At 41.9% G+C, this 14,625-nt stretch carries 6 protein-coding genes; 2 read left to right on the forward strand and 4 right to left on the reverse strand.

The genetic code is table 11. From position 1 onward, the window contains the following. Positions 1-160: 160 nt before the first annotated feature. The 4 genes from V7K73_RS15685 to V7K73_RS15700 form a co-directional block, all read right to left on the reverse strand. A complete protein-coding gene (locus V7K73_RS15685; RefSeq protein ID WP_442936768.1) occupies positions 161-880 on the reverse strand; it encodes an FHA domain-containing protein in 720 nt (239 codons plus the stop codon). A 913-nt stretch (positions 881-1,793) separates the two neighbouring features. Beyond that, a complete protein-coding gene (locus V7K73_RS15690; protein ID WP_334881476.1) occupies positions 1,794-3,407 on the reverse strand; it encodes a serine/threonine-protein kinase in 1,614 nt (537 codons plus the stop codon). A gap of 687 nt (positions 3,408-4,094) precedes the next feature. Beyond that, the gene (locus V7K73_RS15695; RefSeq protein ID WP_334881478.1) at positions 4,095-4,925 is read right to left on the reverse strand and encodes a phytoene/squalene synthase family protein; all 831 of its coding nucleotides are present in this window, start codon (positions 4,923-4,925) and stop codon (positions 4,095-4,097) included. Positions 4,926-5,821: 896 nt separating this feature from the next. Further along, positions 5,822-5,950, reverse strand: coding sequence for a Rieske 2Fe-2S domain-containing protein (locus V7K73_RS15700; RefSeq protein WP_334881492.1), 129 nt, complete (start codon positions 5,948-5,950; stop codon positions 5,822-5,824). A 1,425-nt stretch (positions 5,951-7,375) separates the two neighbouring features. On the opposite strand from V7K73_RS15700, the gene V7K73_RS15705 reads away from it, so the two are divergent. Both V7K73_RS15705 and V7K73_RS15710 read left to right on the forward strand, forming a co-directional pair. Then, the gene (locus V7K73_RS15705; RefSeq protein ID WP_334881480.1) at positions 7,376-9,778 is read left to right on the forward strand and encodes a glycoside hydrolase family 31 protein; all 2,403 of its coding nucleotides are present in this window, start codon (positions 7,376-7,378) and stop codon (positions 9,776-9,778) included. Positions 9,779-9,965: 187 nt separating this feature from the next. Further along, on the forward strand, positions 9,966-13,883 hold the full coding sequence (locus V7K73_RS15710; protein WP_334881482.1) for a PAS domain S-box protein: 3,918 nt from the start codon (positions 9,966-9,968) through the stop codon (positions 13,881-13,883). Positions 13,884-14,625: the final 742 nt, after the last annotated feature.

Here is a 14,625-nt window from a genome sequence, read left to right on the forward strand (position 1 = left end):
AAAGTATTGATGAGTTATTGCAGTCTGAACCTCACCCCCTATTTGAGGAAACTTACACTCCCCTCTGCAAAGCATCGGAGAGGGGCTGGGGGTGAGGTTTAAAAATGTACTTTATGCAAACGAAAACTGCTAGATAATTTCCAATTTTTTAGCTGGGATTCTATGGTATTTTTCTGCTAAAAAAGCGGTCTAAAATTTCTGATTTCTGTTCTGAACTGAAGTTTTCATACCAATCTTCAAACTTATCTATTAGTGGAGAATTTCTAATTTCTGAATTATCATCTGGTTTTTCAGGTAAAAGTTTTGGTCTATTCCGGGGATAAGTAAGTATTTCTACTTGATTCTCCCTATTTCGATGCATAAGTTGCATCAATAACTCCATTGCTACAGTTGGCAAAACGCGGGCTGTAGAATTCATGAAAAAATCAAAAGTCATACTACCTAGACGGATGCGATCGCCATCTTTGAGCTTGATCCGGACAAAAGCGCGATCGCCATTCACAAATGAGCCATTGGTACTGTTGAAGTCTATAAAGTAGAAGCCTTGATCGTCAATATATTGAATAGCAGCGTGGCGACGAGACATATAATTATCAACAATGCAAATACCACTGCTGCGATTACGACCTATTGTCCAGATTTGCTGAGGCTGCCGTAAACTTTGGGTCTGATTGTCGCACAAATTAGTCATCAAATAAACAGCAGAAGTATCCACCACACCATGTACGTAACATCTCTTCACTCTTGTCAACGAAGGTTGAGATAGGTTTTCTAGCTGAAGAATTTCATCTAGAAGGCCGCTGTGGTGTTCATACAACTTAATAAATACCTGATATAAAGTTAATCTCCGTTCTATTTCCGTTTGTGCAAAGTCAGTCATTATACGTAAACCTTCTATTACCTGATTTCGGTTGTGAATATTCTGCTTCAGCCTACAACCAGGGATAATTAATTTTTCACTTTCCGCTAGCATTTTAAAAATTGAGTGGCTTAAGAGCGTTAGATTTTACAATTTTTAAATGCGAGATTCCCTGTTGTTTCTAGCCATTAAAAGCATGAAAACATCTAAAAAAAAGTATTATGATACTTTATTATTTATTGTAAATAATCATTTGTTATTTGTAACAGATAAAAATTATAAAGATTTGATGAATAATTGCCAAATCACTACGTATTTTTGCTAGATATAGGATATTTATTAATATTTGCAAGAGCGATGACTATCGTTGAACCCAACTAAGTAAGTGGGCGCAAATAATCATCACTAGCTCGTAGTTGCGCTAAAGCGCAAGACAGCGCAACTACGAGCCAAATACAGAGATTTTACTTTTCGTTACATAGTTTGGTTTTATCTTGCCTACCTACTTATAACAATCCTGAATTATTAGCGATCAACAAGATCCTCAACAACTTTTAGGAAGTCGGGGATCTGCGGGTTGGATTGCAATTCTCACAAATTAATACGATTGTTATTATTGATTTGGTCAATTTTGAATAAATCTGAGTTTTATCGATAAGAATAAGGGCTGATTTATCTAAGCTCATGAGAAAATAGAACCCTTGTGAACTTTATAAAACAATCCAGTTGAGTTTAAGACTTGATCCTGCCTAAGCCTCCTTAAAAAAGAAGGAAGTAGTAGTCTGTCAAGCCAAGTTTGAAGGGTAAACGAACGAACCACGAATTCAAACCCCTAAAAAGCTTATTTCATAATACTTTTGACTTTTGACTTCCGCTTTGCGGTACTAGTCTGGGAGCTAGAGCAAAGAGTAACTCTCAAATTTAAACTTTTAACTCACAACAAGCCTCGTTTACCACTGGGGCGGATGGTCATCCAATTTGTTTTTGCTAGTGCTAGCTGCTCATCAGAAATTTTGGCACTGGTGAGATTAGCACCACACAGATTAGCTCCTCGGAGGTTGGCATTAGTGAGATAAGCATTGCTGAGGTCTGCGCCTCGCAGGTCTGCCCCTTCTAAATCAGCATGGTTAAGGTATGCTTTGCTCAAATTAGCATCCTTGAGATTTGCTCGAGTGAGACTGGCTCTGCTAAAGTCACTATTGTGAAGATTAGCTCCCTGGAGATTGGTTTTTTGCAATTGAGTGGAATGGAAATTTGTTTGGGATAAGTCAGCACCTTGTAGATTCAGCAAATTTAAATTGTGTAGAGCAAAATCTCGTCTTCCCTTCTGATAGGCAGTTAATAAACCTTGGGTATCTAATTTACGCTCAACTTTAGAAGTTTTAACTTGTGAACTATTACTGTTGCTATTAGTTAAAGTCGCTGATTTGGCAATCCCAGAAGCCTGCTGTAATCCAGCTGCTTCTGCTGCTGCCTTGGCTCGTCTAGCGCGAATTGCTGCCGCTACCTGTGCCACTCCTGTACTAGCAGGAGCAGCAGCAGCAGAAGAGTTGTTACATAAAACAGCAGAATTTTCCGGGTGGTTGGGTATTCGCTCTTTAGACCCAGTGTCTGATTTAATTAGTAAACCCTTGGCTAAACTTTCTAAATATGGTTCTATTTCCAAAGCTCTGAGAACTTCTGTCGCTGACTGATAGCGATTACGTACAGACACCTCTAACATTTTTCGCAATACATTGCTCAAGTGGTCACTCACTTGCACAAGTTGCTCCCACATCATCTCGCCAGTGTTGGGATTGTAATCTAAATCTTTAGGAGTTTTGCTAGTTAGTAAATAAATGCATGTCACTCCCACTGCATAGATATCACTGGCGTAGACTGGACGCATAGCCATTTGCTCTGGAGGTGCAAAACCAGGAGTACCAATGGCATAGGCAGTTAATGCTGTCTGTCCTGATTGATTTACCGTACCTTGGGTGATTTGGTTTTTGACAGCCCCAAAGTCTATCAGTACCATTCTGGCATCTTGAGTGCGGCGAATTAAGTTGGCTGGCTTAATATCACGGTGGATCACCTTTTGCTCGTGGATGTATTGCAGTAGTGGCAGAATCTCGCTTAAAAATTGCTTGACTCCAGTTTCGCTTAAGATGCCGTTAAGTTTGACCTCTTCCTGCAAAGTATCACCACTGACGTATTCTTGAACTAAGTAGAATTGCTCATCATCTTCAAAATAGTCTAACAATCTTGGTACTTGGGGATGATTGCCAATCTTGCCTAAAGTTTTGGCTTCTCGTTCAAAGAGTTCTCTGGCCATCTGTAAAACGTGTGGGGCGCTTCCTGATGGGCGTAATTGTTTGATTACACAGCTTGGTTCTCCTGGTAAGCCTTGATCGTTGGCTAAGAAGGTTGCTCCAAAGCCACCCTGACCTAATGGTTTGATCGCTTGATAGCGATCGCGCAACAGTAGTTGCGAGCCACAAGAGCGGCACCTTTGGCTATGTACCAAATTTTCTGGATTGGGACAGGTGGGATTTAAGCAGTAGCTCATGCACTGTCAACTCGCTGCACGAATAATTACGGTGAGTTGTTATACTCTCTTTCAATTATTTAGATATTAATCAACTCTTGCCAGGTAATTTTTGCTGGAAATGGTTTGAAGATTTTCTAAAGTTTAGCTAATATTACGTAAATTGGTGGTCAAACAAGAAAATTATTATACTTATAATCTTAAATAAGTATTTAAATTACTTTATAGCATATACCAAAATGCTGCGCTATCAACCTACACCTACTTCGGGCATCTCCCGTTCTGCCAAAAAGAAAGGCTAGCAGCAAAGGATAATATCAAGTTCGGGTGATAACTTATAGTAAAATCTATCAATGTAAGATGTAAGTTGGGTTGAACGGCAGTGTAACCCAACATAAGCCCAACATAAGCAAGGATAAAATGTTGGGTTACCCTGCCTTAAGCCTCTTCTATAGGAACGCGAACAGCATGTTGCAGACAGATGCTGTTCGCATTCAGGTCTACGTTCCTCAAAGGCCACTTGCAAGGCTCGTCGGAAAACCGCTTTCTTCGCAATGGCTCCCCAATCTACAGAACAGATATTATTAAGTGTTTAACCAAACCTGATATAAAACCACACTGACTCCCTTACAGAAAATTGCTGTAGAATTTTGGATGCTCAAGTTTGGAGGCAATTTAGAATCATCTCCATTAGTCGTTAAGAGACTATTAGCTGGCTTTCATGTTTACACTAATCAGTTGTTCGAGAAGTGCAAAAACATCACTGCGGCTGAGTTTCTCTTTACCATTAGCAAGGGCGTCAAGAGTGCCATTAGCCAAGGTTAAGGGAATTTGGCAAAAGTCTAAGGCAGGCCCTGTAGGAAGGTTTTTGGTATAAGCTTCTGCCAGGGCTAGATTGCGCCGAGCATACTCTTGCATATTTTCTGCACTCCAACCCTCTGGGAAAAAGTCTACCCCACGCCCTAAATCTTCAGTATGGTTACGCAGGATATTAACTGCTTGTAAACTGCGGCCAAACCCGATGGCTTGGGTACGGTTCGTTTGCGTTCCATCATACCAACCCCATAAGTCCGATAGTAACAATCCGACTGCACCTGCAACCCCAAAGGTATAACGATCCAAATCAGATTCTGTATAAATTTTCCAGTTTCTTTCTGCCCAGTAAGCCATCCGGTCTGCCATTGCAGCAGTAGCATCCCAAATTCGAGGTGCAATGGTCTCTGGTGCTAGTATCGACCATTCTCTAACCCTCACTGTGACTTCTTCTAAGGTATTCTCATACCCACTAAATCCTGCAATGAAAGCATCTACCGCGAAGCCATCAACCCCTGCCTGTAATGTCAGGCTAATCGTTCTTAACAGCTTTGCTTTAGTAGCGTTATCTAGTTCAGGATGATCTTCTATTTCATCAATGGCACGCATACACAAATATGCTGATGCTACTGCTTCTTGTAATCCTGGCGGTAAAAGACTAATTGGGATATAAAAAGTTCGGCTAGTTTCTTTGAGGATTTGCAATGCATCTCTACGTAAATTCATGTTTTCACTCCCCGATTGATTTTTGCACCACATGAAGTTTGCAGTTTTTTGATGATACTGGATATAGTTTTGACTAAACCTTAAAAACTATAGACTATAAGATACGCTAGTATTTCATCTAAAAATTAATAGTTTTTGGTGTTGCAATTAACAAAACTCTAAAATTTATCAAAGTCTAATTTAGTATATAGGGTTTTGGTCGCAAAAATCTTTAATATGGCGTTTGATATAGCTATCATGAAGTTTTAGTGGATATATAAAGAATTATGCTAATATTTGGTCGATTAGGGCGAAATTTTTCCATGAGCAAACTTCGATTGTCGGGATTTAAAAATGTTTTAAGTCTGCGTTAATTTGACTAAAAAATTATAATTATTGTATATATAAAGACAATCTTCGGAGAAGCTGGTAATGAATAACAGTAAGTGTACGCATCTTTAGATGCGAATGGTGGCTTGTACGAGAGTTAGGGTAAGTTAAATTAGACATAGAGGCTTGCGATGGCTGGGTTGGGCTACATCCACGCTTGATCGGTTACAGTGGGAACCTGCTTACTGTTCAAGGTGACATAAGGTGACTATAACTGAGAAGAAGATGTTCCCGTATATTTACGAGATTGACAATAAAAAAGTGGGATGTTTGCCCACTCAATAAAATATTTATGAATATTTGACCTCTCATATCATTTCCGCTTGATTGCTTATTAAACCCGAACAACCCCAAAGAGCCAAAGCTGTGCTTTGTCTCCCCTAAGAGCAAGCGGGGAGGGGTTAGGGATGGGGTGTAAGAACTGTGGTTAGCATAACTATGACTATGCGGACATGATATCACTGATCTCAATATATGGAAATTTAAGCAGTTTTTTCGAGTCAGACTAAAGCTATAGTCTCCACTTTTTACTTGTTTTCCAATAGTGCCAGCCCATTAATCGCTGGGCAGTTGATTACCTTTCCCTGCGTATCAAACCGCGAACCGTGACATGGGCAATCCCAGGTCTGTTTCTGAGGAATTCCAAGCGAGGTTATGAAGGTAAGAGTAAGGGGAAACTAGAAGGAAAAATATTTTGAGATTTTCCCTTCTATGATTGTGCCTTTATGTGTCTTTCAACCTTGCCACAACCAAGCTTAGATGTGTATTCCAGCTTGTTATTGTATAAGCCTAGACTATTAATTGTAAATAAAGTATCTGCATCATGATAGACATCAAAATATGCTTAATAGGGGATGTAAACCTTATCTAAGTTGAGAACCGTAGTTTTCACCCTCACCCCCAGCCCCTCTCCCAAATGCTTGAGAGGGAGTTTGAAATTCTGGCTCCCCGAATCCCAGATTTGGGATTCGGGGTTGGGGGATGAGAGCAAATCCTTTTTATCATGGAAGAACTATAGGTTTCAAGATAGACGTGGTTTAATGACCAAATATTTTTAAAATTGAAAATAATTTAAAGTCTTTTGTAAAACTTTTGGCCTTGCAACCGTCATAATTTACTATAGGAATCATATTTGATTTTTGAAATTATCTAAGTAAGTGGGCGCAAATAATCATCACTAGCTCGTAGTTGCGCTTTAGCGAAGACAGCGCAACTGCGAGCCAAATACAGAGATTTTACTTTTCATTACATAGTTTGGTTTTATCTTGCCTACCTACTTATATGGTGCGCGAAGCGAAGCGCAGCGCAAGCGGGATAGGTGGCAGGGCTGTTTCATTCCATTTCAAACAGGATTTGTCAAGATGGTTAGCGAGAAAAATTGTAAGTGAGGGTGACGATGAGATGAACTTTTAAGCACTTAAACAACAGTAAAATTGTTCATTTTATCGGCACGTTAGTAACAAAATAATCAATTTTTAATCGCTAGAAACCTTGATTTTTCTAGCTATTTAGGGAATGAAACAGCCCTGGGATAGGTGGGGAGTGGGGAGTAGGGAGTAGGGAATATGGAATCACGCTTTTCGAGTTGAGGGCGAGTTTTTTCACGAAATCAAATCATAGTCTTATAGCGGTTCTCGTTTATGTGAGGTACATCGGTAGGGCTTGTCTTAGACAAGCCCCTACACCTGGCGATATAATGTTGTACCGCATCTGAATGGGAACCGCTATATAGAAATGAAAGTAATATCCTAATTTGTGTTAATAGAATAAATTTTAAAAATAGCGAGCATCCCAAATGTGCAAGTTTATTTTTAGCGCGATCGCATGATCGCACGAATTCCAGGGGGACGATAATCAAAACTCGTGAAATTCATCTAAAATTACTGCTGGGTAAACCAGTATTAGACTCAACTGGTAAAGGCGTTGGACGTATTGGGGAAGTACGCGTTCCAAACCACTCTACTCTATGTTAAAAAATATCTGCTAATCTTTCACCCAACCTCTAGCGAAAGAAAGAGTTTGAGGTTGAGTATCTCTGTAATTATGAATACGGACAAGTATTTACCTGCTGAATAACTGATATGCCGCAATATTTCGGAAAACTACCCACTACTAACCAACCTTGGACAACCATCGGCAATGTAAAAGCTGTAACCTGGGACAATAATATTATTAATTTTGACTGTGGCGACTCACGCCTTACCATCAGCGTCCTTGCTGCCAATTTAATCCGCGTGCGTTTTGCACCAACTGGAGAATTTATGCCCCGCCGTTCTTGGGCAGTGGCGGCAGATGACGCAGAATGGGCAATAATACCTTTTACGGTGCGGGAAAATGAAGCAACGGTAGAAATTGAAACAGCGCAGATTCGTGTGTGCGTCCAGCGAGAAAAGTGCCGCATTGCATATTTTGACAAAGATAATCGCCCGTTTGCCCAAGATGCAGAGATGGGTATAGGTTGGCGGATGGGCGCAGTTGCAGGATGGAAAAAAATTGCAGCCGATGAACATTTCTATGGTTTTGGTGAACGCACAGGCTTTCTGGATAAACTCAGCCAGGTAAAAACCAACTGGACAACGGATACCTTAGATTATGATGCACTGACTGATGAAATGTACCAAGCAATTCCATTTTTTATGGCTTTGCGCCCAGAGTTAGGCTATGGCATCTTTTTCAACACCTCTTTTTGGAGTCAGTTCGATATCGGTGCTGAACAACCAGGTACTTGGAAGATGGAAACTCGTGGCGGTGAATTGGATTATTACATTATCTATGGCCCCGAACCTGCCCAAATCTTGGAGACTTACACTCAGTTAACTGGGAGAATGCCATTACCGCCGAAATGGGCGCTAGGTTATCATCAATGTCGCTGGAGTTACGAATCAGAAACCGTTGTGCGGGAACTGGCGCAAGAATTTCGTCAGCGTCGCATTCCCTGTGATGTTATTCACTTGGATATTGACTATATGCGGGGTTATCGGGTATTTACTTGGAGTCCTCAACGCTTTCCCAATCCAGCAAAACTTATTAGTGATTTAGCAGAGGATGGTTTTAAAACAGTAACAATCATTGACCCTGGTGTGAAGTATGAACCAGAAGCAAATTATCATGTTTTTGACGAAGGCTTAGAAAACGACTATTTTGTGCGGAAAGCTGATGGCGAGTTGTTCCACGGCTACGTTTGGCCTGATAAAGCTGTCTTTCCTGATTTTTTGCGTCCTGATGTGGCTAACTGGTGGGCTGATTTACACAAAAGCTTAACTGATGTTGGTGTGGCAGGAATTTGGAATGATATGAATGAACCTGCCATAAACGATCGCCCTTTCGGTGATGATGGTGAAAAGATTTGGTTTCCGTTAGATGCACCGCAGGGGGGAGATGAGCGAGCAGGGGAAGCAGGGGGAGAGGAGGAGAACTTTCAATCCAAAATCCAAAATCTAAAATCTAAAATTGATGTGACTCACACGGAAGTGCATAACTTGTATGGGCTGATGATGGCTAAAGCTTGCTATGAAGGGTTGGAACGGCATCGAAGTTCAGAGCGATCGTTTGTGTTGACGCGATCGGGTTATGCTGGTGTGCAACGCTGGTCTTCTGTGTGGATGGGGGATAACCAATCGTTGTGGGAGCATTTAGAAATGTCTCTGCCGATGCTTTGCAATATGGGACTTTCGGGTGTGGGGTTTGTCGGTTGCGATATTGGCGGGTTTGCTGGTAATGCTACCGCTGAATTATTCGCTCGGTGGATGCAGGTAGGAATGCTTTACCCATTAATGCGCGGTCACTCGGCAATGTCTACTGCTCGGCATGAACCTTGGGTATTTGGCGATCGCGTTGAAAATATCTGTCGAGAATACATTAATCTACGCTATCAACTACTTCCCTATATCTATACTCTTTTTTGGGAAGCGGTAACAACAGGCGCACCGATTTTAAGACCATTATTATACCATTTCCCTAACGATCCAAAAACCTATAGCCTCTACGATCAAGTATTGCTAGGTGCATCGCTGATGGCTGCACCAATTTACCGCCCTGGAGTTGAGCATCGATCTGTCTATTTACCTCTTGGCACTTGGTATGATTGGTGGAGTGGCGATCGCTACGAAGGCCCGATTCACATTCTTGCTCATGCACCACTCGAAAGAATGCCACTCTATGTCCGTAGCGGTGCGATCGTTCCTATGCAACCTGTCAGGCAATACGTCGATCAAGCGCCACTCGATGAGATCCGATTACGGATTTGGCCTGGTAATAACGAATATCAACTATTTGAAGATGATGGACAGACAAACGAGTATCAAAATAAAAACTTTTCGCTAACAAATATCAGCGTGTTTACTGACTCTAATCAAACAGTAGTTGAAATTAAAGCAAGAGTTGGGGAATGGACACCTCCACGGCGTGAGGTGATTGTAGAACTTGTTGGGGTTGGAGAGCAACGTTTCCAAGATGATGGTAAGCAACAGACTCTGCAATTTTAAAATACTCACAAAGGTGGCTCAAAAAACCACCTTTATTTTTTACTCGATATTGTGCCAGAAAAAATATGTATAGAGGTAGATGAAAAGCAAGTCAAGGGTTAACTTACAATACAAAGGATAGAAATGGTTAAACCGTAAGAAATAGGTAAGTTTCCTACACTAGATAGATGCGGTTAGAGAACAATAAATGTTAAATATTAACCGCTTGCGGTGGCAAGATATATTTAAAATGCCTACAAATACACTTGTGGCAAAAGTAGCAGGTGCGATCGCTGTTTTTGTTGGCAGCTTGGTACTAGTTGGTTGGTGTCTTGGCATTGAAGTTTTCAAGCATGGCTTCTTTGGTAGTCCTGCCACGATGAAAGTGAATACAGCCCTGTGTTTTATACTGTGTGGTGTGTCGCTGTGGCTATTTTTAAAAGCAAGGGAGGAGGGGAGCATCGGGGAAGGAACAATTGAAAATTCCCCGCATACCCTTGTAATTTCTAAAGTCTGTGCAATAGCTGTCACTACAATAGCTGCGCTTACACTTTGTGAATATCTGTTTGGCTGGAATCTCCACATTGACGAGCTACTGTTTGGTGATTTGTCAACTAGTATAGTGACATCGCATCCGGGGCGAATGGGCGTGAACACAGCACTGAATTTTATGCTCGTTAGCGTCGCCCTACAGATTTTGATTCATCCAAAAACCCACCGCAGTTATTGGTATGCTCAGATTATCGCTCTGATCGCTACTTTAATTTCCTTTCAGGCGCTCATGGGCTATGCCTACAAAGTGAAAGTTCTCTACGGTTTTGCCCCTTATACAACATCAATGGCTTTACATACAGCGCTGTTGTTCAGCTTATTAACTATAGGCATTCTGTGGGCGCGGTCAGAAGAGGGGTTAATGAGGGTAGTTACAAGTGATAGTTACGGCGGCTTACTTGCACGTCGTTTATTAATTGCCGCGATCGCAGTCCCTTCTATATTGGGGTGGGTAATTGTTGAAGGTCAACGGGCAGAAAAATACGATCCGGCTTTTGCAGTATCGGTATTTGCGATCGTTTTGATTGTAATTTTTACTATTTTGATTTGGCAAAGTGCCAGTGTTGTTGAACGCCTCAGCCATCAACGCGATCTTGCCCAGTCAGCACTGAGAACCTACCAAGCTAAACTAGGAAGTTTTGTAGATTCTAATGTTATCGGCATTCTGCTTGGCGATGTTTATGGGGGTATTTTACAGGCAAACGACGAATTTTTGAGGATGATTGGTTACACGCAAGAGGATTTGTTAGCAGGTAGGTTAAGTTGGAGCAATATCACACCATCAGAGTATTTATACTTAGATGAGCGAGGTGTCGCCGAAGCAAAGGGAAATACCAACGCTGCTTGTACCCCTTACGAGAAAGAATATATTCGCAAAGATGGTAGCCGCATCCCGGTTTTAGTTGGTTACGTGCTGCTAGGAGAAAACCGCGAGGAGTCAGTAGCGTTCATCCTCGACTTAAGCGATCGCAAGCAAGCAGAAGCAGAACAACAAAAATTAGTATCGCTGGTAGAAAATAGCTCTGACTTTATTGGTATCGCCACCCTTAAGGGTCAATTACTCTACATAAATGATGCAGGTCAAAAGCTGGTAGGTCTTTCCAGCCTTGAGGAAGTCAGACAAAAGGCAGTATTAGATTACTTCATGCCCAAAGACAAAGCCTATTTTCAACAATATATATTGCCGACTGTGCTACAACTTGGGCGTTGGCAGGGAGAATTCTGTTTTCGGCATCTCCAAACAGGTCAACCGATACCAGTTGATTACAATATCTTCACTGTTACAGACAAAAACACAGGTGAGCCAATTGCCTTAGCAACTGTGACTCGCAACATCAGCGAGCAAAAGCAGGCTAAGGAACAAATTCTACAACTAAACAAAGATTTACAGCGCCGCATTACTGAATTACAAACTCTATTAGAGGTAATTCCTATTGGAATTGGCATTGCCGAAGATCCAGAATGCCAAAATATCAAGGTCAACCCTGCTTTTGCCAAGCAGTTAGGAATATCCTCACATACAAATGCCTCCCTCAACCCTCCCTTGGGCGAAAAACCGACAAGCTTTAAAATCTACCGCGAGGGAAAGGAACTCTCAGCAGAAGAACTCCCGATGCAATACTCTGCAACTCATGGTGTTGAAGTTCTGGGTTGTGAACTCGATGTTGTTCATGAAAATGGAAAAATCGTCAACTTGTTGGAGTACGTTGCACCTTTATTTGACGAAGAAAGTAAAACCAGAGGAAGCGTTGGTGCATTTTTAGATATTACGGAGCGCAAACAGGCACAAGAAGTACTCTTAAATCAGCAAAAATGGCTAGAGAATGTGTTAAATCTGATGCCAAGACCCTTGCTGTTTATCGAACCAGGAACGGCGCGGGTAACTTTTGCCAATCGCTCTGCTAACGAATTAGCTGGGGGCGAATTTCCCAAAGGTGTAGCAGCAGCAGACTATCACACAGTTTACCACTATACAGATGCGGCTGGCGATCGCATCCCCAATCAGCAAATGCCAGGAGTGCGGGTTGCTCTTGGCGAACGTCTGAATGGATTGGAAGTAGACTGGCACACCCCCGGTGGTGTCCGCTCTCTACTAGTATTTGCTGATACCTTACCAGCAATGCACGGTCATCCGGCTACCTGTATTTTGGTGTTCCAAGAAATTAGCAACCTCAAACAGGTAGAAAAAGCCCTCTCGTTAGGTTACAAAAGGCTAAATCTACTATTTGACACAGCCAGCGATTTACTATCAAGCCAAGAACCAGTACTACTAATTGATAGGGTCTACCAAAAACTAAGAGAGCAAATTGGAATAGATGTTTATTTGAACTATTTGGTTGAGAATAACTCTCAAGTAATGCGGTTGGGGTCTTATAGTGGTATTTCTCAGGAGATGGCAAAGGAAATTGAGTGGTTGGCAGTTGGTGAAGGAGTTTCTGGTGGTGTAGCGCAAAAACGGCATCCCCATTCTGTAGAGAATGTGCAGCAATCCACTGACGCGCAAACAGAATTGATTCGCTCTTTAGGGATTACTGCTTATTATGCATACCCATTAATCGCCCAAGGACGCTTGTTGGGTACTCTTTCTTTTGGCAGTTGCACTCGGTTAAGCTTTACCGAGAATCAAAAAGGGATGATGCAAGCAGTATGCGACCAAATAGCGATCGCAATGGAACGAGCGACTTTAATTGCTTCTTTGCAACAACAAACTGAGCAGTTGCAAGAGGCTAACCGGATGAAGGATGAGTTTCTGGGAATATTATCTCACGAATTGCGATCGCCCCTCAATGCCATCCTTGGCTGGGCGCAATTACTGCAACGAAGCAAGCTTAATGAAACGTTAATGGCTAGGGCTACGGAGACAATTGAACGCAATGCAAAAGCGCAAACCCAGCTAATTGAAGACCTGCTGGATATATCACGGATGATGAGAGGCAAGTTACGCCTTAATGTCTGTACTTGTAATTTGGTTCCAATGATTCAGTCGAGCCTAGAGACTATTAGCCTCGCCGCCCAATCTAAGGAAATCGATTTAAGATTTTCCCTTATTCCTTCAAAAGAAACCCAAAATTCAGATTTGGAATTAGGAATCAATCAGGAAAATCTAGAATCAAGAGAAGCACAATCCCAAAGCATGTTGGGCGAAAATTCTCAATTCTTAGTATCCGGTGATTTCGAGCGCTTGCAGCAAATAATTTGGAATCTGCTATCCAATGCCATCAAATTCACACCCACAGGAGGAAGGGTAAACGTGCAATTGTCTGTAGTCACTGGCCAAGAAAAACAACAGACAACAGATAAATATGCCCAGATTCAGGTAATTGACACAGGTATTGGTATCAGCCCTGATTTTCTTCTTTACGTTTTTGATCGGTTTCGTCAAGCTGATAGTTCTAGCACTAGAACCTATGGCGGATTAGGACTAGGATTAGCGATCGTGCGTAATTTAGTAGAATTACATGGCGGTACTATCCACGCAAATAGTCTAGGAAAAGGACAAGGGGCGACGTTTACAGTCAAACTACCACTTCTGAAGAGTCCGCCCCTCCCTAAATCTCCCCCTCTTCCCCTTTAAGGAGGGTTAGGGACGATCAAGCCTTAACTGAACTCTATTGCAGTATAAATAATTTTTGTCTTTTGGGGCGATCGCTATTTAGGAGAAGCCGCTTCAATAGGGGACTTCCAAATAAAATAAATACCCAAAAAACTCTCTCCTCTTTATTCCTCTGTGTTCTCTGTGTCTCTGTGGTTCGTTTATTTGAGTAATTTATTTCTTGGAAGTCACTAGGCAATGATATCAAGCCCGGGTAATTAGTTATTATTCGCACAGTCATTGCACCAAACAAACAACCCAAACCCGCTTTTCGGGAGGGGAGACAAAGCGTAGCTTTGGCTCTTTGGGGTTCTTTAGGTTTAGTAATACCATTTCTTTGTGAGGCTGCGCTAAATTTTATTGACTTCTTATTTGTTTCTTTCTTTGTGTCCTTTGCGACCTTTGCGGTTCGTTCCTCATATATGGCGCATCTTCATACAGAATTGGTATAAGTAATCAAGCGGACATGATATGACTTTGCTTAAAAAGGCTGGCTCTTTTCCTCCTTTAGTCCATTTTTAAGGGAGCATCCCAATTTTGGCTTAAATCTTTTCCCTCACCCCCAGCCCCTCTCCCAAATATGGGAGAGGGGAGACATATAACATCCGTAGGGGCATGGCACTGCCCTTACTGCCCTTACTGCCCTTACTGCCCTTACTGCCCTTACTGCCCTTACTGCCCTTACTGCCCTTACTGCCCTTACTGCCCTTACTGCCCTTACTGC

It is taken from the genome of Nostoc sp., assembly GCF_036916975.1.
Taxonomy (GTDB): Bacteria; Cyanobacteriota; Cyanobacteriia; order Cyanobacteriales; family Nostocaceae; genus Nostoc.